This window comes from Shimia sp. SK013 (assembly GCF_001292625.1).
In the GTDB taxonomy this organism is placed as follows: Bacteria; Pseudomonadota; Alphaproteobacteria; order Rhodobacterales; family Rhodobacteraceae; genus Shimia.
Map to the genome: position 1 here is coordinate 171967 of NZ_LAJH01000021.1, position 25378 is coordinate 197344.

Consider the following 25378-nt stretch of genomic DNA (forward strand, 5'->3'; position numbering starts at 1 on the left):
TAAATGTAGCTGCGGTTCGGCCGTGTGTCGTCAGTCGCTTGGGGCGGTGGCGACCATGCTGTCTCGCACGCCAAATGTCTCGTACCATGAGGCCAGATTGTCCCGTCCTTGACGCCAGTCACGATCGCCATGACGAAAATCCAGATAGCCAAGTGCGCAGCCAACACCGATCTGTCCCATATCCAGCGGGCCGTGCAGGTGGCTCATCCAGCGATCATCGAGCGCATCCAGCGCGCCCGCGACTTTGCCCCATTGTGCTTCGAGCCAGTCGTCAAAAACGATTTCGGCGGGGCGCAGGCGTTTCTCGTAGACCATCGAAACTGCGGATTCGAGGATCCCGTCTGCGGTGGCTTCCAGCGTCAGCACGTCCCACAGCCGATCCTCGGGATAGAGGTCAGCCCCGGCGCGGGCCACAAAGTAGCGGCAGATCACGCGACTGTCATAGATTGCCGGACCATCGGGCCGGACCAACGCCGGGATTTTGCCCAGCGGGTTGGCTGCGGCGGCCTCGTCGGCGGTGGACAGCGCCGTTGTCTGTACGCGCACCAGATCGACATCGCCGGTCTGGTTCGTTTCGGCCAGCGTCACCCGTACCTTGCGCACGAAAGGCGAGGCGGGGGAGTGGATCAATTGCAGGCGGGACATGGGTTAATCCTTTTTGGGGTCTGAAACGGGCGATTGCATCATGGCGGCCAACTCGCGTGTGTGCGAGCCAACCGATTGCGCGGCCATCTGTCGGGCGGCTGCGTGGCGCGCCTCTGTGGGTTTGTTCTGGCCCAGTTTCCAAGTGCCCTGAACATCAGCGATCTGCAGCCGGAACGGCTGGATCATGCGCAGCATACGTGTGTAGGCCTCGCTATCCATCTTGTCGCTGCTCCAGGGTGGTTTGGGCAGAAGTTGCGCCTCAAAATGGTCTGAAAGGCGATCCAGCAAGTCAGGCAGGTCGCTTTGTGGCAGCGGCGCGAGCGTGCCGGTCAGGTGCACAGCAACATAGTTCCATGTTGGCACCTGATCATCCATGTCGTACCAGTCCGGGCTGACATAGCTGTCTGGCCCACTGACCGCGAGACATGCTGTTTTTGGGTCCCGTAACGCGCGCGCCATTGGGTTGGACCGCACCAGGTGCAGATCCACACAACTGCCGTCTCCGCTCACCAAAAACGGCACGTGGGACAGCAAGGGAGCGCCATCAGTTGAGAGCGTCAGAACGCCAAAGCCGCGGTCGCGTGCAAAGGCAAGGTTCTGGGCGGCGTCTGCGTCGCGGAAGGTGGGATTTGGGTGCATTGTTCGGCTCGTTCTTAAGTCGCGGTGATGGTGCCGCGCGCGCGGATGTATGGCAACCGCCAAATCGTGATGTGAGGGCAAAGAGTACGTGATCTAAAGGAGTGCCTTGCGGCTTGGCAGGCTACGCCTGCGGAGCAACCTGTGGCGGCGTGATCGTGCCCGCAAAGACCGTCGGGGCATCGCCTTCGCCCCATTTGGGCAGTTTGGGCATGATGGTTGCGAAAAGATCGCTTGTCAGGAAGGTTTCCAGCCAACGCGACATATTCGGACCTGCGTCCGCGTCAAATCGGGATTTGTCGATAAATGCAAACTGGCGCACAAACGGTAAGATTGCCATGTCGGCAAGGCTTGGCGCGGTGCCAAAAAGAAACCCGTCACCAAGCTGGGTCTCGAGGTTGGTCAGAAAGGCCATCGCCGCGGCGCGGCTGGCTTGCGGATCAAGCTCTGGATAGCGGGTGTGGTACTTGGTGTGATCCAATGCGGCTTTGAATGGCCCGTCGGCCTCAGCAATCAGCGCGTGCCCTTGGTCGGGCATGTGCAACCACCCCATCGGGTCGTTTTGCCCCAGGGCCCAAATCATAATGTCGAGGCTTTCATCGATCACCGAACCTGCATGGTCCAGACAAGGCACCGTTGCGCTGGGCGACACGGCCAGAAACGCAGGCGCTTTGTCGCGCAACACAATCTCGCGCAATTCGACCTCGACCGCTGACACAGCCAAGGCCAAACGTGCCCGTATCGCATATGGGCAGCGACGAAAGCTGTACAGGATCGGCATCATAGCTTTTTTTGTTCCCTAAATACCTAAACCGCGCGCAGCGCGGCGTGGCCCAACATCTTGCGGCACCCGCAGGGTGTCGGAGATGGCGGGAGCACCACGCCTACACCTCATGCCACCAGTTGCGATCCACGCAGGTCCAAAATCGGTGCGGTCACGATCGCCCCTTCGGTTTGGGCGGCGTCAAATGCGACTTCGGTGAATTGTTCCGTACGTCCCATGTGCGGGTTTTCCATCAGGATGTGATGGGTTTTGCCAAGTTGGCCCTGCAAATGCCGCGCGACTTGCGCCTGCCCGGCTTCGCGCAGGCGGGCTGCTCGTTCTTTGATAATGGCGCCGTTCACTTGCGTCGGAATTTTTGCCGCTGGCGTACCTTCGCGTTTGGAATAAGGAAACACATGCAGCCAAGTCAGGTCGCAGTCATCCACCAGTTTCATAGAGTTCTCAAAATGTGCCTCAGTTTCCGTAGGGAAGCCCGCGATGATGTCTGCGCCATAGGTCATGTCAGGACGGAGTTTTTTGGCCTCTTCACAAAACCGGATTGCGTCATCGCGCAAATGCCGGCGTTTCATGCGTTTCAGGATCAGGTCGTCGCCGTGTTGCAGCGACAAATGCAAATGCGGCATCAGGCGCGACTCGGTCGCAATCGCCATCATCAGGTTTTCATCGACCTCGATGCTGTCAATCGAACTGATCCGCAGGCGAGGCAGGTCCGGCACCAGTTTCAGAATGCGCATCACCAGATCGCCGAGTTTTGGCGCAGCGGGCAGGTCCGCGCCCCAGCTGGTCAGGTCGACACCGGTCAACACAACCTCGTTGAAACCCTTGTCCACCAGCCGTTTGATCTGATCGACCACAACACCCGCGGGCACAGACCGCGAATTGCCGCGGCCGTACGGGATGATGCAGAAAGTGCAGCGGTGGTCACAGCCGTTTTGGACCTGCACATAGGCACGAGACCGGGTGCCAAACCCGTCGATCAGGTGTCCGGCGGTCTCGGTGACCGACATGATGTCGTCCACCATGACTTTTTCGGTGTCGCCAATAAAATCCGCGGCCATGCCCTGCCATGTGGCGGGGTTCATTTTCTCATTGTTGCCGATGACCTTGTCGACCTCGCCCATGGCGGCAAAGGTTGCCGGTTCGGTCTGCGCGGCACAGCCGGTCACGATGATGTTGGCATCAGGGTTTTCACGTCGCAGGCGGCGGATTTCCTGCCGCGATTTGCGCACGGCTTCGGCCGTCACGGCGCAGGTGTTGACGATCACGGCGTTTTCCAGACCGGCGGTTTGCGCCATGTCTTTCATCGCTTCGGATTCATAAGAATTCAGACGGCATCCGAGTGTGGCGAATTTGGGTGGGGCGTCGGTCATTTTGCGCCCGCCAGAAAAGCAGCGGTGAATTCGCCGCTCATCACATGTTCGGTGGCGCCCGTCATCCAGACGCCATCGTCGCGCCAGTCGATCCAGATGCTGCCGCCATCAAGCTCTATCTGCACAGAGCGGCCTGTCAGGCCACGACGATGCGCGGCAACGGCGGTGGCGCAGCTTGAGGAGCCTGAGGCCAAAGTTGTGCCCACACCGCGCTCCCAGACGCGCATACGGATGTGGTCGGTGCCGATGATCTGCGCGACCTGCACATTGGTGCGCGCGGGATACAATGGGTGATGCTCGTGCGCCGCACCAAAGGAGTCGATATCCACGGCCTCGGCATCATCAACAAAGAAGGTGCAATGCGGATTGCCCATGCCGGTTGCCGTTGGCGCACCGTCAATTGGCAGGGCGAGCGTGTCCATTTCGCGGGAGAGTGGCACTTCGGACCACAGAAGCTGTGGCTGCCCCATATTCACCGAGGTCAGCCCGTTCCCCGCGTCGCGGGCGTGCAGCGTGCCACGGTCCGTGGTCAGCGTCAGCGTGCCAGCGCCCGACTCGTCCATCAAATAACGGGCAATGCAGCGCGTCGCATTTCCGCAGGCCGCCGAGGTCGATCCATCAGCATTGTAAAACACCAGATGCGCATCCGCATCGTTGCGGGTTTCGATCACTGCAAGCTGATCAAATCCAATGCCTTTGTGGCGATCTGCGATGGCGGTGATCTGGCCTTCGGTCAGTTCAAAGGCGTGTAGGCGCGCGTCTACAACGACAAAGTCGTTGCCAAGGCCGTGCATTTTCATGAATGCCAAAGGGGTATCTGCGCGTGTGATCATTGCGCGCATATACGCTTGATGGAAGGCGGTTTCCAGAGGCGTGCATTTTTTCTTGAGAATCGTCTTGACCGCCCTGCGCAGTCAGCATAGTACCGCGCCACAGAGAGTGGGCCGTTAGCTCAGTTGGTAGAGCAACTGACTTTTAATCAGTAGGTCGATGGTTCGAACCCATCACGGCTCACCACTTTTTCCGTTTTATATCAATATGTTACGTGACGGCCCCTTGCGGGTAATGCGTACCTTTCTGCTTTCCGGAAGCAATACGGAAGCAACGTAACACACATTTCTTGAGTGAATCGGTGTGACAGGAAAGCCGCACGGTGCCTTGCGAGAGATCGCTTTGAGACGCAATTCCGAGTTTCTTGAACTGGGAACTGGTAATTTTGGTAGAACGGGCGGAAACCAGACATTCTCTGCAAGTGCAAAGGGTGTTGTTTTAAACCGCCGAAGCGGTCCTTGAAGTTTACTGGAACTCTTCTGCAAGGAAGAAGCCATTGCGCCCCTGTGTGGTCGATTTGGTGAACCTAGTAATTCCCTCACTTTCTGAAAACTCCGAAGGGACTGATTTCCTGATTTCTAAGATAATGGTCTGGGTCGATGTCCAGGTCGTCAGTGATTGAAGAAATCGTAGATTAACATCCGTCTCAGACAGATCGTCAGCATCATCCTCAGGCTTCTCGTATGCCAACAATGGTGAATCAAGAACTACAAACCCGGGATGGGGCAACTGCTTGTCTTCAGTGAATTTGAGTAGGCCGAGTGTCGGTGCGGCGTGTGATACTGCTCTCCCCGGTAGTTCAGCCAAATTGAACTCTGATCGGGCGGTTAAGGCTAGATTAACCATAACTATGTAGGGTTGTTTTATTCGAGCGGCACTAAACTTATCAAAGAAAAACTGAAACTGAAGCATGTATTTGTAACCAGTAAACCTGCAACGGCGTTGCAGAGTTAGGAGTACCCACATTATGAGGAATATTCCAAAAAACGAATTGTACGACGACATGATTGTCGTTTTGGGTCTAGACTTCCGGCGATGGACCAAACGGCTTCTTGAAGAAGCCGACCTGAACAATCATGAACCAAGTTTGATGCTGTTCTTTGACATGACGCGATGTGCGAACGACGCGGAGTTTCTGATGTCCGTGAAGGCATCGCTCACAGTGCACTAACTTACTTAATCCGCCTCCGTTCTTCGCGGAACGGGAGCGGGCTTACGTAAAAAAGAAACCGTTACCGTTGAATTAGTCAGTGACCTCCGCCAGCCCCACTGTACATGTTGTGGATCTTCAAGAACACGGAAGGAGGCTGAGCGCTGCGCCAGATTGCAATTTTGCATATCCACAAAATCACATTTCAAGGTAATCCTCCTTTTTGACCGACAAGCTGGAAGCTGTCCGGTGGGCCTTGAGGTACGTTGCGTCAGGTGAAATCGTTTTGTGGTCAAGTGCTTCAGCGGCAAGGCCTCCGAAATTCGGGCAAACACCCAGATATCGCTCCACCGCTTACAACAACCAAAAGGCGTCTTGGGTGAACCAAACTCCTTTGGGGATCACACCGATGTAAACCAATATGTTAACACCTCAACTAGAGACACGTCTTCGCATACATTGTGGGTTAAACTGATAAAATCTCAGAAAATTGGTGGAAATTCTAGGCCCTTGAATGACTGGCCTAGCGAATCCGCCCTTACTGCCCCATAAGCATGCGTCATGCTGCACCCGGCGCGAATGTCGTAGAAGGGGCTGAGAGCCGACCTTTAGGCACCAATTCCGATTCTCATGAGCGCCAGACAAACTACTTCGACAGGTGGCAATGGCGGCAATGCGCAGGTAGTGAGCTTTGCAAAGTTGGGTTTTCCGGAAGTTCCAACGAGACGCGAACGGCCCAATGCAGACCTTGGGAGAAAGCGCAGTGAAGGTCTGGTCGAGCCCAATCAAGACGCTCAAAAGATGAACATGGCAGATTGAAGTCCAGTTAATTCTCGCATGGAAATTGTGAACTTATTGCTTCGTGTACCCCAATCCTGCGTGCATCGGACCAGCGACTAGGATTGTCATCAGCCCAATTAAGGAAGCCTTGAGCTATCGCTCTCATGGAATGGCCTGAGTCCGCCTTAAGCATTGGCGGAACACTCCCTGCATCAGACAGACATAGGGTCATCATCAATTCAGATACACCTTTTAGGTAACTACGACAGTCGGTGACCTGTATCCGTTCCTGTTCGTCTAGTTCTTCCCATTTTTGGTTTACCAACTGGCAGTTTGCCCTCAAAGCGCCAATCGTTTTATATCCTACCTCTGCAGCACTGCGATCCGAAGAGAAGGCAACAATAATGAAGGCAACAGAAAGAATAGAAGTGCTCTTTGTCACTGGTTTCATCCGGAAATCCTCACATGGCAAGTATCTTGAGGATATGTAGGGTCGTAGCTGTGCAAAAAACAAGCCGGTTTTCTGGGAAGCGTCGGTTTTGCTGTCCACCCAGTACGTTCTACCTAGAACTGCCATCGTTTCAATTTCGCAATGCGTCGGCACTCAGTAAATTGCGCTGATGTTCGAAGACATCAGGAATAGCAGCTTATTCCGCTGAACCTACATCGTGCATCACGCAGCGAAGGTCTGCAATCCGCCCTTATTGCACCATATGCCTCGTCATGCTGCACCCGGCACGAATGTCGTAGAAGGGCTGGGAGCCGCCATTAGACGAGTTTTGAGCCATCGTCAGCTCGGGGCCGCAAGTGTCTATCGTGAATGCTTGGAAGTTGCCTAATGCCGCAATGCAATGAAAGTCTCAAAAGGGCCGAATGACGTTGCCAGAGTTGAAACTTAAGTGAAAACGCGACCTTTTCTTTGTTTCATTCGCAACCTATCCCGTCCTTGTCGCGATCCAAACGATATACGTCTCTACCAGTGACATGAACAGGGCCTTGCACGTATGCGGGGCCGTTCCCACTGCCACCAGCACAGTCTACATCGCTTGCGATGGGCACACATGCACCTGAGTAATTGGGGTGGCACTGAGATGCACGTTTTTTAGCTGAATTAGCAGCCGTGGATGGGGGCTTGTTGGGGCTCAGATATTTTTTTGACATCCATCCCGAGCGATTTCTAGAGGACAGTTTTGTCCAGCCATCGCGTGTCTCGAGCTCTTTGACGGCGTGCCCCTTGTGTAACTGGAACAGTTTCTCATAGGCGGTGCTAGGTCCGCTGCGGACATTCACAACCGAGCCCGTCACATACAGGGTTAGGTGTTTCTTGGGCTTCGGGGCGGCAACCTTAGAGGGTGCAGCAGGCTTTGATTTTGTTCCGTCCGTTTCGTCTGTGTCTATGTTGGCCAAGCCGACCAGAGCAATTCCCAAAACAATAGCCCATCTACGGAGGCTCATCTAAAAATACCTTATCGTGCTGTGGCGCTACCGTGGGTTGACGATTTTGTAGCGTCAAGTCTTTGGGACATATTTTTCGAGGGTAGGCGATTAACATACTTGTTCAAATTCAGCACGAACGGCTGCTTCCGCGAAACCACAGCGCAGCACGCGGCGTATTGCAGAATGTCCGCTAAGGGCTGGAAGTGTGAATTTGCTGGGTAGGAGCCGTCCACAACGTGACGCACCAGCGAGCTGAAGTGCCCAAGGCTGCTACTGTCCGAGTTCACAGCAAACTCGACAAAGCAATTTCACCTTGATAAGCCGCAGGTTCCTGCAAATTATTGCAACTTTATCCTAGAAAGGTGGTGAAAACCACATGCAGGTAAGTGTTCGTGACAACAATGTCGATCAAGCTCTTCGGGTGCTAAAAAAGAAGCTCCAGAAAGAAGGCGTTTTTCGTGAAATGAAGCTCAAGCAGCATTTCGAGAAACCGTCTGAAAAAAACGCGCGCCAGAAAGCTGAAGCTATCCGACGTGCCCGTAAGCTCGCACGCAAAAAATTGGAGCGCGAGGGAGCGATGTAATCGTTTCTTAGCTCTTTGAAAACAGAACCCCGTTGTCCGATGGCAACGGGGTTTTTCGTATCAAATGAGTTTTCCGTCATTGGGAAACCCAAAATGTCAGCCCCGCCAAACGGGCCATTCACTGCATTCCGAAGCCAATGACCGCTTCGGGCCATAGATGACAACATTCGGATTTGGTAATCTACCTGACGACAAATTTAATTACTTGGCTACAAATTCGAAGTCATGAGCAGCTTTATTGCTTCCTCAGCTTGCTTGTAGCGCAAATTTATCAAAGTCGTGGCAACAGCTCCCACATCTTCATAAAGGCTGTCCGCATATTTGTGCAAACTGAGTGCAGGGTCATAACGCATATCACCGACGAACGAGTTGATTAGACTTTTGCGCCGCTCTACATCATCGATATGGGCTTTTTCTTCTATAAAGACTTGCCAAGGTTTTTGTTGCTTTTCATTATTGCAGCGTTGGCAACAGGGGACAACGTTGCCCCAAGCATGAAGTCCTAGATGAGTTTTATTCATAGGAATTAGGTGGTCTTGGGAAAGAGTTTTCCGGTCGATTTCAACATTGCAAAAGCAGCATTGGCATCCAAAGTATTCTAACAATTGGTCTTTCTGCATTACTGTTGGCCTGAAAGGATCGAACCCTCTTTCTTGATCATAAAATGTCCCAACGTCTTGAAGAAAGATACGTATGGCAGAATTAGAAATGTCTGATTTTGATCGCGCCATTTTTTTTCAAACCTTCGAGGTGTAAATGAAACAAGGATGTCCCGCCGATACCCATACTTGTTCAAAGTGTGTATTTCATCATCAATATTCCTGAAAATTCATGGATGTCTGGTTTAGGGAAACTGCGTCGCAGAATCGCAAGGCTTGGCCGAAGTCAGCTATGGGCCGAAAACCCTACAAATTTGCGCCAATTACGTACAATTTCCCGCAAAATCACCCCTGACCATTTGTATCTTTCTGGTGCTTTTGTGCCCCAAATTTTCCGACAATTTCTGAATATTACTGTGCTTTTCCATGTCTTTCCGTGATAAATTGGTATCTTTCCTGAGCATTCGTGAACAATTTGCGCATGTGCTCGGATTGAGAGTGTAAGTCATCTTCAAACAATTTGGCGGTTTTGTCGAAAAATTCTGATAGGTCAGAAAACCCAACGCCGTGCAAAGCGGCCAGTGTCAGAGTGCTGCCCCGGATGTTCTTGGTGAGTGTGGAAATGTGCTGTTCACGGATTACGGCTTTGACCGGGTTCGGATCGGTCCCTTCGCGCATTTCCGAGAGGTCGGCGGCAATTTCCGCGCACGCGATGTCCCAAATCGGGTGATTGGGCCAACGGGCACGGTTGCCGTCATTTGGGGCGGGATCGGTGTAGCGAACGACGCTTCCAGTTTGGGCGCAAAGGTCGCCAAAACGTGCAAAGAGGTCAGCCCAAGTGCGAATGTTCCAAGTGTCTTTGAGCAAGGATTTTCCGGCTCGAAACTCGATTCGCCAGATGCGTTCGTTTCGGTTTTTGGGGTCTAGGGGCGGAAACCCCTGAAGGCGGCGGGTCTGGTTCCAGATTGCCCACCAATGGGCTTTGCGTTTCTCGATCACCTCAAGGCGCTTGTCATAGATAATGACTTGCCGCCGGTTGCTTTTGCCAATGGTGACAGAGGTCGTGCGGCTTGACCTTCCGTTCACAGACATTTCCGCGTCGGAAAAGTGGCCCCTGCGATTGGCCCTTTGGTGCATGACAAAAACCTCCTGATCCAGCACGAAATCAGGCGCAAGAATATCGGTACAGATGTCGACACGCGACAGGCTGATATCATCCGCCTGAAACCGCATGCCCAGCTTTTCCAGAACGCCGTCCACATGGGCACGTGCCGCGCCCAAACCAAGGGTTGCGAGGAAGGTTGAGCCGATGGTGACACGGACGCCCCAAGGGTCTTTGGCGTTTGGTTTCTTAAAGGCCCAGCGAGCGCCAAACTCACCGCCATTGGCAACATAACTGTACCCGCCACCGCCATAGTGCCCGAGAAGCAGCTTAACGCCGTTGTAATCAATCTGGACTTCACGCTGTTCTGCTTCGGCGACGGCCTTTTGCGCCTCAAGATGGGCGTGGAACTCGGGCGGTAGGATCGTTTTGATTGCCAGAACGATGGTGTCAAAGCCGGTGTGCAGGACCTGATAGGGTTCTGGGTGTTCTGTATTTCTACAGGGGGATGCTATTATCACCCCCCTTTGCCCTTGCGGGTTGTTGTCAGAGCCTCCGGCGGGGTAGCCGGGGTTTTGGGGCCGGAGTGTGGGGTCAATTTGCATTTTGATTGGCTCCATTCAGCTGACGGCTGATCCAGATTTCCGCGCGTTCCGCGCATTTGGCGACATTCAAAAGGTCGGAATGCGAATAACTGGACGTGGATTGCCAGTCGCCTGTGCCGCTCTTGTAGGAACGAGCAATATCAACGGAATAGAAGCTTTCATTCTTCCAGACTGTTGCGGTGATTAGGCCCAGTTTGACCTTGTAGGCGGGTTGATTTGACATGTGGGTTTCCTTTCCAATTGTCGGGATGTGTTGGACATAGAAAGGGCGTGAGGTGCGTTTACCCCACGCCCTGAAGAGAGCCGTCCGGCCCCAAAACCCCTGAAACGCTACCAACCCTTCAGGGGCAAAACTGATGTGTTAGATGGCCTGTGATGTGTTCGAGATCGTGCGTTCTTCGATCCACTTTTCCAGTTCGGAACGGCGGTAACGCACAGATCGTGACGACACTTTGACAAAGCGCGGCCCGCCACCACGATGACGCCAGTTCTGCAAAGCGCGCACGCTGTAGCAAAGGATGGACGCGGCTTCGCGTTCGTCGACGAGTTGGGATTTAGTTTCGACCTGCTGCATGATGTTCTCCTTGGTGTGCCAATAGGAAATTGCAGCGTTGGTGATCGTATTTCAAAGGACAGTTGAAATCACGTTCGGGAATTGGGTGTCCTTTACATGGCCATCTTACCAAGTACGCGCTCAATTCGCTTACCAAGCGCGACATGGCTGTGATAGCTGCTTGGCGCGAAGAGATCCAAAATAAACACTATGAATTCAAAGAATTGACCGACGTAGTTGCCGCAGGGGTCATCGTAGTAATTGCATTTTTTTGCTTTTCGATCAGTTCCTCGCTCGAAGCTCAGAGTTAGATCTTGGATCAAGTGATCTAGAGGTCTGTTAACCGTTTTCCTTGGAATGTAAGCTTCTGCTTCACGAGCGTTTTTGAGTAATGTGATGGCATGAGAAATTTGCGTAAGTTTGAGCATTGCTGTTTTTGTGGAGTATTCGTTCTTTCTCCAGAAATCTAATTGTTCTTTGAAAAAGAACTTTGAATTGAAAGGGTCGCGGTACATTATCTCGCCGTCAATCGCGGACTTGTTTTCCTCAGATAGAGTTTCAAAAATTGTTAGGGTTCGAGCAATCGCCTTTTTTAGCCGTTCCAGTTCTTTAGATTGTGGACTCGGATCGGGCTTTAGAGCTTTCCGCGCTGCAGATTGATATCTAATTAGGACTTTGGTGAGTTCGAAGCTGATGTCTCGATCGTTCCCAGTCAAGCCAAATCGATCGCAAACTTCCTGTACAAGAGCGGGTGTAAACTTAGCTTGTAACTCTTCCACGCCTTCACTTGGCCAGTCGGCTTCATTTAGGCGGGCTAGTGGTGTTCGCGTCACTTTATGGACCTTTCGTGTCACAAAGAAATTATTCAAACGCTCAAGGCCAATTACGCCACATTTCCCAAAACACTTGCAAGGCGATTTGCGATTTGACCAGCGGCACTCTGAACCGCATCGTCGGCCAAATGGGCATACCTCAAAGTTGTCGAAAGGTTTTTGTGACCCATGATTTCTTTCAACGTGAAAGGATCAATTCCACCCTTCATTGCTACGGATGCATAGGTGTGTCGCAGGTCGTGGATACGAACGTTTTCAATCCCTGCTTTCTTTCGAATGCGGCTCCAAGGCTTTTGCAAGTTCACAAGAGGGCCAGTGTCCGATGCGCCGAGAATGACGTATGGATTGTCGGGTTGCCGGGGTATCGCCATCAGGACGTCGTAGGCTTCTCTGGGTAGTGGAATGCGTCTTCGGCCAGTCTTGCTGTCTGGCAACTCTAAATGGTGCGTCGTGACATAAGACCATTGCAGCGTCAGAATTTCGTTCAGGCGGCAACCGGTGTAAATCAACAAGAGGATAGCTGAGACAATGTGAATGGTCTCGGAACCATCCTCCAAGGCATCCATAAGCGAACTGCCTAAACGATTTTGCTCTGCGTCTGAAAGATAGCGTTTCTTTTCTTCTTCCCGAAACTTCTTGATCCGTCGGGCTGGATTTGACCCCGACTGTCGCAAGCCCCAATCCTCGGCCAGATTGAACAGCTTGGAGAGCATCGCTGCCGCTCGATTTGCTTGATAGGGGGTGTTTCGAAGCCCGTGATGGAACGCAACAACATCGGCACGGGTAATTTCGGCGATTTGCAGGGGGCCAAGTTGCGGGCGGATCAATCGCCCTATGATACTTCGATAGTCCCGAGCAGTCGTAGGTTTGCAGTGTTGGTCGACATATTCTTCTAAAAAGCGGTCACACAGGCCTGCAACGGTTGGTGCACGGCGTCGGTCTTGTTTCTCTCCGGACGGGTCGCCACCGTGCGCTACATCGCCCAACAGTTGACGCGCCCGCTTTCTGGCTTCATCGGCTGTCAGCACGCCATGCTGTCCAATTGTCACGCGCCGCGTGCGACGGGCGATCCGGTATTGAACCAAGTACGTCTTTTTCCCGGTTGGGTAGACGCGAAGACCAAAACCGCGCATGTCGCTGTCCCACACAAGGTAATCCTTGGTTCTGCTTTTCAGGCCGTCTACGGCCCGCTTTGTCAGTTTGAACATTTCCAGAACACCTCTTGATTGGCCGATGCTTCCGGAAGCTATACGGAAGCAAGGTGCGGCGGATTCTAGCGGTATTGATGAGTCAACAGCGTAGCGTCCGTCAACGTAAGTTTATGATTTTAATTCATTTTTGTGAGTTGAGCGAAATTTGGAGAAAGCTAGAGAAACACGCTTGGGTTTTCTTTTAATCAGTAGGTCGATGGTTCGAACCCATCACGGCTCACCACTTTCTCCCCCCTAGATTCGCCAAAACAGCCTGATGATGGCTGTTGGTGTTGGCGCTTTTCCGCGCTTTCGATGAACTGCAGGTATGCCAGAGAGTGGGCGATAACAAAAAAACGCCGCGCAGATGTCTCTGCACGGCGTTGGGTTTTCACAGGTTACTGCGCGGCTTTAGCTGCGACTTCCCTTGCCTTTGGCGGCCTTGGCTGCAGCGGCACGGGCTTTGTTTTTCTTGCTGTTCGACTTGCCCGCCGGGGGTGGAGGGCCTTTGCGGTCTTCGGTCGGGCGCGCTTCTTGATGGGCGCCAGGACGCCGGCGGGGGGCGGTGTCGCCACCTTTGCCTTTGGGGCCGTCAGAAGACCGGTATGGCTTTGATTTTGCCGCAGCGGGTTTGCCACCTTTTGATGCGGGCTTTGGTTTCTTCGCGCGTGGGGTTGGATCGTCATTCCAGTCAATCGGCGCGTTGGATTTTGCCGCAGGTTTGCCCTTCGGCTTGTCAAACTTGGGTTTGTCAAACTTTGGCTTGTCCGATTTTGGTTTGTCGAATTTGGGGCGCTCCGAATAAGGTCGATCGGATTTCGGTTTGTCGCCCCATGGCTTGTCGGACTTCGGTTTGTCATACGACGGCTTGCCTTTGCCGCCGAACTTGGATCCGCCGCGTGGACCTCCGCCGCTTTTCATGCGTTCCAGCTTGGGCGCCTCGGCCAGCTGTGTCAGCGTTGCGCCACGCTCCAGTTTGCCTTCGGGGCCGACCTTCGCAAGGAATCCCGCGACGCTGCCTTCTTTGATTTGCACAAAGGATTCGTTTTCTTGAACGCGGATCGCGCCAATGTCGTTTTTGTTGATGCCGCCAACGTCACAAAGCATCGGCAGGATGCGGCGCGGTTCTGCGCCGGTTGCGCGGCCACCGGACACGGAGAACCAGACCGAAACGCCAAAATCCTCGCGTGGGGCGGGTTTGGTGTCGACATCGCTCAATTCTTCGGGCGCGGTGCGCATTGTGCTCATGAGTCGCAAGAAGCCTGCAGCGATCTGTTCCGGCGTGAAGGCGTCCATGATCGAGGCGACGGTTTCCTGATCGCTTTCCGGCACGGGCTCCAGCCAGGCGGGATCTGCAAACAGGCGCTCTTGGTCGCGTTTCTTGACCTCGTCTGCGGTTGGTGCGCCGCCCCATTCGGCCTGCAATTTGGCCATGCCAAGAATGCGGCTGGCTTTCTTGTTGGACTTGCGGTTGATGATCAGCGCGCTGACACCTTTGCGTCCGGCGCGGCCGGTACGGCCAGAACGGTGCAACAGGGTCTCGTGGTTGTTGGGCAATTCGGCATGCACCACCAGATCAAGGTTGGGCAGATCGATGCCGCGCGCGGCAACGTCGGTGGCCACACAAACTTGGGCGCGGCCATCCCGCATCGCTTGCAGCGCGTGCGTGCGTTCAGACTGTGACAGCTCGCCGGACAAGGCCACAACGTTGAAGCCCCGATTGGACAGGCGGGTGGTCAGGCGGTTCACCATGGCGCGGGTGTTGGCAAACACAATCGCGTTGGGCGCCTCATAAAAGCGCAGCGTGTTGATCACGGCGTTGTCGACGTCACGGTCGGCGACGGTCATGGCACGATATTCGATGTCGGCGTGCTGGCCGTTTTCGGATTTGGCAATCACACGCTCTGCGTCACGCTGGTAGCTTTTGGCGAGGCCAAGGATTGCGTTGGGCACGGTGGCTGAAAACAGCAATGTCTGGCGATCATCGGGCGCTTCGCCAAGGATAAATTCGAGGTCTTCGCGGAAACCCAGATCAAGCATTTCGTCAGCTTCATCGAGCACCACAGCGCGCAGCACCGAAAGATCGATGGAGCCGCGTGAAATGTGGTCGCGCAAGCGGCCCGGAGTGGCCACAACAATGTGCGCACCACGTGCCAGCGCGCGGCGTTCATCGCGCATGTCCATGCCACCCACACAGGAGGCCATCACGGCGCCTGCTTTGGCATAAAGCCATGCGAGTTCGCGTTTCACCTGCAGCGCAAGTTCACGTGTTGGCGCGATCACCAGCGCCATCGGGGCGGCTGCGGCTTCGAATTTTTCGGCGTCTTGCAGAATAGTGGGGGCAATGGCGAGGCCAAATCCCAACGTCTTGCCGGACCCGGTTTGCGCGGAAACCAAAAGGTCGCGGCCCGTCAGGTCGGGGTTCAGAACAGCGGTCTGAACAGGTGTCAGGGTTTCATATCCGCGCTCATCGAGCGCGTCTTGCAGGGCAGTTTTCACAATGACTCTTCTTTATCTCTGGAGTGATGTCCTTTGGCAGGCATCCCTTGGCGCCACCAGTATGTGGGCCTCTCATGCGCGATAAAGAACAAGAAGCGGCCCGCTTAGACCATCCTTGCGCAGATGTATAGGGCTCAACCGCTTTTGTCGGTCCGGCTTGGGGCGACAGGTTTCGAAAAAAATGAACTGGTCAGTTCATTTTGGACTTGTAAGGACCATTTGAGGCTCTTAACTAATTATTTCAATTTCTGAAGCAAGTGGGGACGGATGACAGGGAACACCGAAGACACGCAGTTGCTTTTGCCACCGGATTTGCCGCCGGAGATGACAGCAGCGATCGGGGCGTTTGCGCTGGTGCGACAGATGGAGACGCGTCTGGACGACGCCGCCTTTGATACGGATCTGACCAAACAGGAGCGCCGGATGGTGCTGTTTCTGGATCCGCCGCGTCGCATGGGGGTGATGGCGCAGATCATGGGCGCTTTGCCGTCCAGCGTGACCGCGATGGCGGATGCTTTGCAAGAGCGTGGTTTGGTTGTGCGGGAGCGTGATCCAAACGATGGACGTGCCTGGCAGTTGGCGCTGACGGCAACGGGCAAAGCCGCACGCGAAGAAACTATGACCAAAGTCGCGGAACAGTTCCGTGACATATCCGGGATGACACCGGAGGAAATCGAGACATTCGGGAAGCTGGCCACCAAGGCGTTTCCCCTGTCGGTATTGGCTGGAATAGCCATGGAGAGGGACACATGAAACTTTGGAACATAGTGGCGTTGGCCACATCGCTTTTGGCGTTTCCGGCCGTTGCCGAAACGCCGCTGAAACCGGTCAAGTTGATGGAGATATCATCTGATCAAGCCGCGCTAGTGCGGCAGTTCTTTGGACAAGTCAAAGCCCGCCAGTCGGTGGATCTTGCGTTTCAAGTGGGTGGGCAGATCATTGATTTCCCGGTGACCGAGGGGTTCCGCATCCCCAAAGGTGCGTTGATTGCCAGACTCGATCAGGAGCCGTTTGAGTTGCAGCTTGATCAGGCGCGGTTGCAAAAGGGTCAAGCCGACCGGACCGTTGCGCGGCTTGAGAAACTGAAGGGCAACACTGTCAGCCAAGTGACAATTGATGATGCGCAAACACAGGCGGGATTGTCAAAAATTTCGGTCAGCAACGCCGAATGGTCTTTGCGCCATGCCACATTGCGCGCGCCGTTTGATGCTCTGGTTTCCAGCCGCAATGTCGAGCTGTATTCCACCGTCGCCGCAGGCACACCCGTGGTGCGTATCCACGATCTGAGCGAATTGCGCATCGAGGTGGATGTGCCAGAGATCCTGTTTCAAAATACCGGCGACACCGGCGACAACGTTGAGATCACAGCACGTTTTCCGGGGTTGGACGGCAGCTATCCATTGGACATCCGTGAATATGACGCGGAAACCTCTGACGTTGGTCAGACATTCCGCATCACCTTTGGTCTTGAGCCGCCCAAGGAACGTGTGATCCTGCCGGGGTCGTCCGTCACAGTGACGGTGCGCGCAATCGAAGAATCGCGCGTGATCGAGGTGCCGATGTCCGCCGTTGTCACAAACGACAAAGGCGAAACCGGGGTTATGAAGTTTGACCCCAAAGGCGGCGAAACAGGCCATGTGCGGTTCGCGGTTGTGGACGTAGAGCCCTCTGAAACCGGTCAGGTGCGGGTGCTGTCGGGGCTGGCGGACGGTGAGGAAATCGTTGTCGCCGGAGGCAGCGCACTTGGCGAAGGCCAAGAAGTGCGTCGCTTTGTCGGCTTTGGCAACTGAGGTCGCGTGACATGAACATTGCACGTATGTCGATTGAAAAGCCGATTTACACTTGGCTGATCATTCTTGTGTTTCTCGGTGGTGGTATCATCGGGTTTCTCAACCTTGGCCGCCTCGAAGACCCGGCCTTTACGATCAAACAGGCGGTGGTGACCACATCTTATCCCGGCGCCACCGCGGAGCAGGTCGCGACCGAGGTCAGTGAACCGCTGGAGAGCGCCATCCAGAAGATGGGTGAAGTGGATCGGATCACGTCGATCAACAGCCCGGGCCAGTCGATGATCGAGGTACACATCAAGCCCACGGTGAACGGGGATGAGCTTCAGGAAATCTGGACCCGCTTGCGCGCAAGAATGCGCGATGCGGCCCGCGCGTTGCCACAAGGCGTTGGGCAGCCCTATGTGAATGACAGCTTTGGCGATGTGTTCGGGCTGTTTTATGCGATCACTGCCGAAGGTTTCACGGATGCGGAGAAACACGAGCTGGCGACCTTTCTGCGGCGTGAGTTGCGCACGGTTGAGGGCGTGGCAGATGTTGAGGTCAAGGGTTTGCCGGAGGAGACAATCTATATCGAGCCGAACCTGGCGTTGTCGGTGAATCAGAATGTGTCGATCGCCGCGATTGCCAACGCGATTGCCACCTCAGACAGCGTAACGCCCGCAGGCACGTTGACCACCGAGAGTGCGCGCACGCGGATCATGACGCCGGATGGATCGGACACGGTCGACGCCATTCAGGGCCTGTCGGTCGGCACGGACGGCAAAGTTGTCAATCTGGTCGACACCAGCAACGTGTACCGCGCCCGCAAGCCCAATCCGGGCCAGATCATTCGCCATAACGGCGTTGAGGCATTCACGCTGGGCGTGGCCGGATTGAGCACGGAAAACATCGTTGAAGTCGGACAGCGCGTTGACGCTCAGTTGGCTGCATTGCAGGACAATTTTCCGGCGGGTGTCGAGTTGCATCAGGTGTACCAGCAGCACGAAGTTGTGGACAAAGCGTCCACCGACTTTCTTGTGAACCTTGCGATGTCGGTGGCCATTGTTGTCGCTGTTTTGGCTGTGTTTATGGGCTGGCGCGCCGCGGTGGTTGTGGGTGTGACGCTGTTTTTGACAGTGATTGGCACCTTCCTGTTCATGTCGCTGTTTTCCATCGAAATGGAGCGGATCTCGCTTGGTGCGCTGATCATTGCGATGGGGATGTTGGTTGATAACGCCATCGTTGTCGCCGAGGGGATGCAGATGGCTATGCTGCGCGGCAAGTCCTCCCGCGAGGGTGCGGACGAGGCGGCGGGCAAGACGCAGATCCCGCTGTTGGGTGCGACCGTCATTGGCATCATGGCGTTTGCCGGTATTGGTCTTAGCCCGGATGACACCGGCGAATTTCTGTTCTCGCTGTTTGCGGTGATTGGTATCTCGCTGTTGCTGAGCTGGCTGCTGGCCCTGACGGTGACGCCGATGTTGGGACACCACTTGTTCAAAGTGGGCAAAGAGGACGACGGCGACGCTTATGGTGGTTGGATTTTCCGGATGTATGGCTGGAGCCTTGGACTGGCGCTTAAGCTGCGCTGGTTGGTGGTTGTTGGCCTGATCGGCGTAACCGCGCTGTGCTATGCAGGCTTTGCCCGCGTGGATCAGCAATTCTTCCCTGAAAGCAACACACCGCTGTTCTTTGTGCATTACAAGCTGCCGCAGGGCACGCCGATTGCCACAACATCCAAAGACATGGCCCGCATGGAAGCATGGCTCGACGCACGCGACGATGTTGTCAGCTATTCCACGTTTGTGGGTCAGGGCGCGACGCGGTTCATGCTGACGTATGAATCAGAAAAGCCAAACCCGAGCTATGGCCACATCATTGTGCGAACGGCACAGATGCAGGACATCACCGCGCTTAGGGCGGATCTGAATGCCTTTGGGGCCGAAGCGTTTCCCGGCGGAGAATTCCGAACCAAACGGCTGGTGTTCGGGCCGGGCGGGGGCGATCCTATTCAGGTCCGCTTCTCGGGCTCCGATCCGGTGGTGTTACGACAGTTGGCCTCGCAGGCAGCGGAGGTGTTGGAAACCACGTCCGAAAACATCCGCGAAGTGCGCACCGATTGGCGCGAACAGGAGCTGGTGATCAAGCCGCTTTATGCCACAGAGCGTGCCCAGACCGCAGGCGTGAACCGGGACGATGTGGCGGACATGCTGAACTTCTCGACTGATGGCATCAGCGGGGGCTGGTTCCGCGAGAAAGACCGGTTGTTGCCAATTGTCATCCGCCGGTCCAGCGATCAGGGCTTTGGGCTTTTGGATCAGGTGGTCTATTCCGCCAACACCAAAAGCTTTTTGCCGCTTGAGCAAATGGTGGACGGGTTTGCCTATGACACCCAGAACACGCTGTTTCACCGTCGCGACCGGGTGCCGACAATCACGGTAGGGGCCGACATCGCGCCGGGACTAAACGCTGTGCAAGTTCAGGCCGAAGTGACCGCAGCGATCGAGGCGATGGAACTGCCGGTGGGGTACCGCATGGAATGGGGTGGCGAAAAAGAGAACTCCGCCAAGGCGCAAGAAAGCCTTGGAGGGCAGTTGCCGGTGACCATTCTGGTGATGGTGCTGATTTCGGTGCTGCTGTTCAACGCCGTTCGTGAGCCGATCATCATCTGGCTTTTGGTGCCGATGTCTGTGAACGGTGTGGTGATCGGGCTGTTGGGCACAGGCCTGCCGTTTTCGTTCACCGCGCTTCTTGGTTTGCTGAGCCTGTCGGGCATGTTGATCAAGAACGGCATCGTCTTGGTCGAAGAGATCGACTTTGTGCGAGAAGAAGGCGGCCCGTTGCGCGAGTCGATCATCAAGGCCAGCGTGTCGCGTTTGCGGCCGGTGATGCTGGCGGCGGTGACCACGATTTTGGGGATGCTGCCGCTGTTGTCGGATGCATTCTTTAAGTCAATGGCCGTCACCATTATGGGCGGGTTGGCTTTTGCCACCATTCTGACGCTGATCGCGGCACCGGTTTTGTACATGATCTTTTTTGATCGCGAAGACCGCCGGATCCGCGCAGCGGCCAAATCTGTGGCTGCTTGATCTACCGCTGCCCCAACTTCACAAGTTGGGGCAGCGCAACCTTTCCCCAATCTTCGCGCTTTGCTAAGCTGCGGCGAATGACCGGAAAATCCGGTGTCAGTTGCTGTGTTATTTGGGGGCCCATTTGTCAGCATTCAGCACGACAAATCAGCCTTTCTCAAAGAGGCATCGATGCGGATGCGCGGTCGCATGACGGGTGTGACCCCGCCCTTTCTGCGTGATGAGGACGCCGAGGTGCACGTTGGCGGCGCTTTGGTCACGGCGACGCTTTCCAGCATTGAGGCCGATTTTGACGCTCTGCCGTGGCGCGAAGGCAAGGTGACGCTGAATCTGGGGGCGTTGACCGCGTTTGACACTGGCGGTGCGTGGATGATTGCGACGTTGAAATCCCGACTGTCACAGGCCGGAACCGAGGTCGAGGTCACCCAGGCACTGCCAGCTTATGTCGCGCTTTTGGCAAACGTCGAAGCAGCCACGCCCGAGCGTGACGAAGAGGTCAAGCAAGCGCGAAGCATCACTGGCATGCTGGACAGGTTTGGGCGCCAAGTGGCCGCCGCCTGGGATGCGGTGATCTCGTTCAACGGCTTTCTCGGCGAAACGTTGGTGTGTATTTTCAGGCTGGCATTGCGGCCTTGGCGGCTGCGTTGGGCGTCTTTGGTGACCCACATGCAAGATGCCGGATTAAACGCTGTGCCAATTGTCGCCCTGATGGGATTTCTGATCGGTATCGTTCTGGCTTTTCAGGGTGCGTCGCAATTGCAGCGCTTTGGCGCCGAGGTGTTTGTGGTCGAACTGATCTCGATCTCGGTATTGCGCGAGTTGGGCATTCTGTTGACCGCGATTATTGTGGCAGGTCGGTCCGGATCGGCCTTCACCGCGTCGGTCGGGTCAATGAAGGTGCAGGAGGAAATCGACGCCATGCGCACGTTGGGTCTTGATCCCATGGAAGTGCTGGTGGTGCCGCGCGTTCTGGCGTTGGTGCTGGTATTGCCGATCCTCGGGTTTGTGGCCAACCTTTGCGGCCTGTTTGGTGGCGCATTGATGAGCTGGATCGACCTTGGCGTCAGCCCCGGCATGTTCCTGACACGGCTTTATGAAAACACCGGTGTTTGGCATCTGGCGGTTGGCATGATCAAGGCGCCGTTCTTTGCGGTCGTGATCGGTGTGGTTGCCTGCTGGCAGGCGTTTCAAGTGCGCGGGTCTTCGACGAGTGTCGGGCAGCGCACCACTGCATCGGTGGTGCAGGGGATCTTTCTGGTGATCGTGCTGGATGCGCTGTTCTCGATCTTTTTTGCGCAGTTGGGGATTTGAGCATGACCCGGAATTCAGCGCGCGAGGCGGTGATCAAGGTGCGCGGATTGCGCAATCAATTTGGCCCTCAGGTGGTGCATGACAATCTGGATCTGGATGTCTGGCGCGGCGAAGTGTTGGGCATCGTTGGCGGATCGGGCACAGGCAAATCCGTTCTGTTGCGCACCATCGTTGGATTGAACAAACCGGCGGCGGGCAGCATCGAGGTGCTGGGTGTCGACGTGTTGAACGCGCCCGTCGCGGAACGGCGGGAAGTCGAAACCCGCTGGGGTGTCGCGTTTCAGGACGGGGCCTTGTTTTCGTCTTTGACGGTGCTCAACAACGTCATGGCGCCGATGCGCGAGCATCTGAACCTCAGTCCCGCGTTGATGCGCGCGTTGGGGGAGTTGAAAATCTCGTTGGTGGGCCTGCCCCCGCTGGCGTGTAGCAAGCTGCCGTCAGAGCTTTCGGGCGGCATGCGCAAACGTGCGGCGCTGGCCCGCGCCTTGGCACTGGACCCGCAGATCGTGTTTCTGGATGAACCAACGGCGGGGCTCGATCCCATTGGGGCCGCCGCCTATGACGATCTGATCGGAGAGTTGCAGCGCGCGCTGGGGCTGACGGTTTTCATGGTCACCCACGATCTGGACAGCCTTTATGCGATTTGTGACCGTATCGCGGTGCTTGCTGAAAAGCGGGTATTGGTGGATGGTCCCATTGAGGGGATGACCGAGGTGGATCATCCGTGGGTCAAAGAATACTTCACCGGTCCGCGTGCGCGCGCGGCGCAAGGCAAAGGTCAAAGCGAAGGCCAACGAGCGGGGACGACATAAAGCATGGAAACGCGTGCCAATTATGTGCTGATCGGGCTGTTTGCCATGATAGGCCTGATCGGGTCTTTTGCCTTTCTTTTGTGGTTGGCCAAGATCGATGTGGATCAGCGGTTTGCCTACTATGAAGTGACTTTCGACAGCGTGTCCGGCCTCGGTATGGCGGGGGATGTACGCTACAACGGGTTGCCGGTTGGCCAAGTGGTTGACCTGAAGTTTGACGAAGTTGACCCCTCGCTGGTGCGGGTACGGCTGGAGGTTGACGCAGAAACGCCGGTTAAAACCGACACTGTTGCGCAACTCAACTCGATGGGCGTGACCGGGGTCAGCTTTGTGGCGCTCTCCGGTGGCTCGCCCGATGCAGCGCTTTTGGCTTCGGGGGGCGAAATCCCGTCAGAGCGCAGCACCATTCAAACATTGCTGGAAGGCGCGCCGGAATTGCTGGAAGAGGCTGTGTCGCTGCTCGAAGACATCCGGTCCGTGGTGAGCGACGAAAACAAGGCTGCGGTGTCGGACCTGCTTGGCAATTTGGCCTCGGCCTCCGGCAAGCTGGACCGCACGTTGGAAGATTTCGAAGGATTGTCCGCCGACCTTGGCGCCGCAGCCCGTGAGATTGCAGACTTCACCGATACGCTGGAAGATCTGTCTGACACAGCCGAGGTGACGTTGACCGAAGCCACGGACACGCTGGTGTCCATTCGCGGCGCGGCGGACCGCACGCAAGGCACATTGGAAAGCGCGCAGACAGCGTTTGACACGGCCAACGAGTTGGTGACCGGAGAACTGAAAGAGCTGATCACGCGCGGCGCGGACGCTGCTGCGGCGTTGGACACAATACTGGAAACAGTGGAGCCGTCGGCCATCGCCGCCTTTGACGCGGCGCAGGGGCTGATCTCTGAGCGGTTGCCGGGGCTGGTCGACCAGATCGAAAGCACGGCGCAAACCCTGGAAACAGAAGTGGCCTCGGTCAGTGGATCTGCGACCTCCTTGATGGATCGATATGAGGCGGTCGGCGAAGCTGTGCAGGCGCGGGTCAACGAATCCGAAGGGGCCATCGCAGCTTTGCGTACCGCAACAGATACGGCCAAAGACACGTTGACGGCCGTGCGCGACACTGCGGACACTGCAACACAACTGATGCAGGAAGACGTCGCCGTTTTGGCGCAGGAAGCCACAGCCGCGCTGGCCGAAACACGGGTTTTGGCGCAGGATCGACTGCCGGGTTTGATCGAAACAGCCAACAGCACTTTGGTCACCATCGAGCGCGAGGCCGCGGAAGTGGGCAACTCGGCGAGCGAAATGATCGTGGTCGCAACCGCCCGCCTGAGCGAGGCACAAGAAACGCTGTCGGGTTTCAAGTCAGCTTTGGAAAGTTCCGACAAAATGCTGACCTCGCTGACCACCACGGCAGAAAGCGTGACCACCTTGGTTGAAGGCGACGCGACCACGTTTCTTGTTGATGCCAGCGCCGCCGCCGAGGCCGCGCGCGAGGCGTTGGAAACCATCAATCAGTCAGTGGACGAAGAGCTGCCTGGCGTAATGGCCGATGTACGCGCCGCCGCCAAAGGCGCAAACGAGGTGATCGCCGCCGCAGGTACGGAGTTGACGGATCTGGGGGATCTGCTGGATGGGTTGTCTGCAGACGGTCGCGCCACGCTGGATGCGGCCACGGTGGCCTTTGGCAATGCCAACGAAACGCTGACCGCGATTAGCGCCGCGATGGACGCGGCAGAAACCACTTTGACCACTGCGGATCAGACGTTTGTCGCTGCCAACGAAATCCTTGAGGGCGATGTGGACGCTATTATTGCTGACGTGCGGGGCGCGGTCTCGGCGTTCTCCGATATGGTTGTGAACGTATCTGACGACATTGAGCTGGCCGGTGCCGAAGTGTTGAACGTCTCGCAGTCCGCGGCGCAGCTTGTTGGTACGGTTGATTCCATTGTGCAGGACAACGAACGGCAAGTGTCGGATTTTTTGCGGGTCGGGCTGCCGCATCTTTTGCGATTTATCGAAGAAAGCCGCTATTTGGTGGGCAATCTGGATCGGTTGGTTGACCGCATCGAACGTGATCCAGCACGCTTCCTGCTTGGCACTCAAGGATCGGAGTTCAACCGATGAACAGACTTTTGCCTGTAATCGCAGCGTTGGCGGCAGTGGGGCTGAGCGGCTGTGCCGGACTTGGCACAATCAACCGCGCCGCAACGCCGACGGATCTGTTTACTCTCACACCCAAAAGCACTTTTGCGTCTAACTTGCCTCGGTTGCGGCAACAGATTGTGATCGAGGAACCCACGGCGACCGCTGCGGTGGACACCGACCAGATCGCAGTGCATCCAACGCCCCTGCAGGTAGAATACTTGCCCCGCGTGCGCTGGGTGGATCGTGCGCCGCTGATTGTGCAAGCGCTTATGATTGAGAGCTTTGAAAACAGTGGTAAGGTGGCTGCTGTTGGGCGCTCAACCGTCGGGTTGCGTCCGGACTATACAATCGTCACGGATGTGCGCGAGTTTCAGGCCAACCTGCCAGCGGCAGACGTTGAGGACGCGCCGTTGGAAATTCACGTGCGGTTGAACCTGAAAATAATCGACAGCTTTAGCGACCACATCATCGGGTCAAACTCCTTTGGCGAGCAGGTGGTGGCGCAAAGCGATGAGATGATCGATGTTGCCGCCGCTTTTGACACGGCGCTGGGCCGAGCGATGCGCAAATCGGTGGAGTGGAGCGTGCGCAAAATCCACGCGCATGCACAGGCCAACCCGCGACCAACACTGCAATAGGCAAAACAGCCCAAGTCGGTAAC

24 protein-coding genes, 1 tRNA gene and 1 pseudogene are annotated in these 25378 nt (G+C 55.8%); 10 read left to right on the forward strand and 16 right to left on the reverse strand.

From position 1 onward, the window contains the following. Window positions 1-30: 30 nt before the first annotated feature. From SHIM_RS16715 to dapF, 5 genes are all read right to left on the reverse strand, one after another. The gene (locus SHIM_RS16715; RefSeq protein ID WP_054003971.1) at window positions 31-636 is read right to left on the reverse strand and encodes a glutathione S-transferase; all 606 of its coding nucleotides are present in this window, start codon (window positions 634-636) and stop codon (window positions 31-33) included. A 12-nt stretch (window positions 637-648) separates the two neighbouring features. Continuing rightward, complete coding sequence (locus SHIM_RS16720) at window positions 649-1284, reverse strand: FMN-binding negative transcriptional regulator (RefSeq protein WP_054003812.1); 636 nt, start codon at window positions 1282-1284, stop codon at window positions 649-651. A gap of 121 nt (window positions 1285-1405) precedes the next feature. Continuing rightward, window positions 1406-2065 carry a glutathione S-transferase gene (locus SHIM_RS16725; RefSeq protein WP_054003813.1) on the reverse strand — a complete coding sequence of 220 codons (660 nt, stop codon included), beginning with the start codon at window positions 2063-2065 and terminating at the stop codon, window positions 1406-1408. A 107-nt stretch (window positions 2066-2172) separates the two neighbouring features. Continuing rightward, the gene (gene mtaB / locus SHIM_RS16730; protein WP_054003814.1) at window positions 2173-3435 is read right to left on the reverse strand and encodes a tRNA (N(6)-L-threonylcarbamoyladenosine(37)-C(2))-methylthiotransferase MtaB; all 1263 of its coding nucleotides are present in this window, start codon (window positions 3433-3435) and stop codon (window positions 2173-2175) included. Next, window positions 3432-4277: a diaminopimelate epimerase gene (dapF, locus tag SHIM_RS16735; RefSeq protein ID WP_054003815.1), complete on the reverse strand. Its 846-nt coding sequence runs from the start codon at window positions 4275-4277 to the stop codon at window positions 3432-3434. Before dapF ends, mtaB begins: the two co-directional genes overlap by 4 nt. A 99-nt stretch (window positions 4278-4376) precedes the next feature. Between dapF and SHIM_RS16740 the strand changes: the two genes are divergently transcribed. After that, window positions 4377-4452 (forward strand) — tRNA-Lys (locus SHIM_RS16740). 279 nt (window positions 4453-4731) lie between these two features. Here the strand turns inward: SHIM_RS16740 and SHIM_RS16745 are convergent. Next, window positions 4732-5178 carry a hypothetical protein gene (locus tag SHIM_RS16745; RefSeq protein ID WP_152926578.1) on the reverse strand — a complete coding sequence of 149 codons (447 nt, stop codon included), beginning with the start codon at window positions 5176-5178 and terminating at the stop codon, window positions 4732-4734. A gap of 55 nt (window positions 5179-5233) precedes the next feature. Between SHIM_RS16745 and SHIM_RS16750 the strand changes: the two genes are divergently transcribed. After that, entirely contained in the window at window positions 5234-5437 is a 204-nt protein-coding gene (locus SHIM_RS16750) for a hypothetical protein (RefSeq protein WP_054003817.1), read from the forward strand. A gap of 198 nt (window positions 5438-5635) precedes the next feature. Here the strand turns inward: SHIM_RS16750 and SHIM_RS20580 are convergent. The 3 genes and pseudogenes from SHIM_RS20580 to SHIM_RS20730 all read right to left on the reverse strand — a co-directional run. Further along, a pseudogene (locus tag SHIM_RS20580) lies at window positions 5636-5817 on the reverse strand (IS5/IS1182 family transposase); the annotation flags it as partial. Between the two features lie 425 nt (window positions 5818-6242). Next, window positions 6243-6647 (reverse strand): Rap1a/Tai family immunity protein, encoded by a 405-nt coding sequence (locus SHIM_RS16755; protein ID WP_152926579.1) that lies wholly within the window; start codon window positions 6645-6647, stop codon window positions 6243-6245. Window positions 6648-7120: 473 nt separating this feature from the next. Continuing rightward, window positions 7121-7651: an SH3 domain-containing protein gene (locus tag SHIM_RS20730; protein ID WP_193749947.1), complete on the reverse strand. Its 531-nt coding sequence runs from the start codon at window positions 7649-7651 to the stop codon at window positions 7121-7123. A gap of 358 nt (window positions 7652-8009) precedes the next feature. Between SHIM_RS20730 and rpsU the strand changes: the two genes are divergently transcribed. Continuing rightward, the gene (gene rpsU / locus SHIM_RS16760) at window positions 8010-8216 is read left to right on the forward strand and encodes a 30S ribosomal protein S21 (RefSeq protein ID WP_054003771.1); all 207 of its coding nucleotides are present in this window, start codon (window positions 8010-8012) and stop codon (window positions 8214-8216) included. 209 nt (window positions 8217-8425) lie between these two features. Here rpsU and SHIM_RS16765 read toward each other — a convergent pair whose 3' ends face one another. The 7 genes from SHIM_RS16765 to SHIM_RS16795 all read right to left on the reverse strand — a co-directional run bounded on the left by SHIM_RS16765 (window position 8426) and on the right by SHIM_RS16795 (window position 15597). Next, a complete protein-coding gene (locus tag SHIM_RS16765) occupies window positions 8426-8947 on the reverse strand; it encodes an HNH endonuclease (protein WP_054003819.1) in 522 nt (173 codons plus the stop codon). A 279-nt stretch (window positions 8948-9226) separates the two neighbouring features. Next, the gene (locus tag SHIM_RS16770) at window positions 9227-10438 is read right to left on the reverse strand and encodes a hypothetical protein (RefSeq protein ID WP_152926580.1); all 1212 of its coding nucleotides are present in this window, start codon (window positions 10436-10438) and stop codon (window positions 9227-9229) included. 73 nt (window positions 10439-10511) lie between these two features. Continuing rightward, entirely contained in the window at window positions 10512-10745 is a 234-nt protein-coding gene (locus SHIM_RS16775; protein WP_054003821.1) for a hypothetical protein, read from the reverse strand. Between the two features lie 138 nt (window positions 10746-10883). Next, entirely contained in the window at window positions 10884-11096 is a 213-nt protein-coding gene (locus SHIM_RS16780; protein WP_054003822.1) for a helix-turn-helix transcriptional regulator, read from the reverse strand. Window positions 11097-11188: 92 nt separating this feature from the next. Next, window positions 11189-11908, reverse strand: coding sequence for a hypothetical protein (locus tag SHIM_RS16785; RefSeq protein WP_054003823.1), 720 nt, complete (start codon window positions 11906-11908; stop codon window positions 11189-11191). Window positions 11909-11958: 50 nt separating this feature from the next. Further along, the gene (locus SHIM_RS16790) at window positions 11959-13116 is read right to left on the reverse strand and encodes a site-specific integrase (protein ID WP_054003824.1); all 1158 of its coding nucleotides are present in this window, start codon (window positions 13114-13116) and stop codon (window positions 11959-11961) included. 393 nt (window positions 13117-13509) lie between these two features. Continuing rightward, window positions 13510-15597, reverse strand: coding sequence for a DEAD/DEAH box helicase (locus SHIM_RS16795; protein ID WP_054003825.1), 2088 nt, complete (start codon window positions 15595-15597; stop codon window positions 13510-13512). A gap of 267 nt (window positions 15598-15864) precedes the next feature. Here SHIM_RS16795 and SHIM_RS16800 point away from each other — a divergent pair, with 267 nt between their 5' ends. The 7 genes from SHIM_RS16800 (at window position 15865) to SHIM_RS16830 (ending at window position 25355) form a co-directional block, all read left to right on the forward strand. Next, window positions 15865-16350, forward strand: a complete 486-nt coding sequence (locus SHIM_RS16800; RefSeq protein ID WP_054003826.1) for a MarR family winged helix-turn-helix transcriptional regulator — start codon at window positions 15865-15867, stop codon at window positions 16348-16350. Further along, window positions 16347-17387 (forward strand): efflux RND transporter periplasmic adaptor subunit, encoded by a 1041-nt coding sequence (locus SHIM_RS16805; protein ID WP_054003827.1) that lies wholly within the window; start codon window positions 16347-16349, stop codon window positions 17385-17387. Before SHIM_RS16800 ends, SHIM_RS16805 begins: the two co-directional genes overlap by 4 nt. An 11-nt stretch (window positions 17388-17398) precedes the next feature. Beyond that, on the forward strand, window positions 17399-20455 hold the full coding sequence (locus SHIM_RS16810; protein ID WP_054003828.1) for an efflux RND transporter permease subunit: 3057 nt from the start codon (window positions 17399-17401) through the stop codon (window positions 20453-20455). A gap of 177 nt (window positions 20456-20632) precedes the next feature. Then, window positions 20633-21766, forward strand: a complete 1134-nt coding sequence (locus SHIM_RS16815) for an MlaE family ABC transporter permease (protein WP_446740612.1) — start codon at window positions 20633-20635, stop codon at window positions 21764-21766. A 2-nt stretch (window positions 21767-21768) separates the two neighbouring features. Beyond that, window positions 21769-22578, forward strand: a complete 810-nt coding sequence (locus SHIM_RS16820; protein WP_054003829.1) for an ABC transporter ATP-binding protein — start codon at window positions 21769-21771, stop codon at window positions 22576-22578. 3 nt (window positions 22579-22581) lie between these two features. Then, a complete protein-coding gene (locus SHIM_RS16825) occupies window positions 22582-24696 on the forward strand; it encodes an MCE family protein (protein WP_054003830.1) in 2115 nt (704 codons plus the stop codon). Then, complete coding sequence (locus SHIM_RS16830; RefSeq protein ID WP_054003831.1) at window positions 24693-25355, forward strand: ABC-type transport auxiliary lipoprotein family protein; 663 nt, start codon at window positions 24693-24695, stop codon at window positions 25353-25355. Before SHIM_RS16825 ends, SHIM_RS16830 begins: the two co-directional genes overlap by 4 nt. Window positions 25356-25378 lie beyond the last annotated feature (23 nt).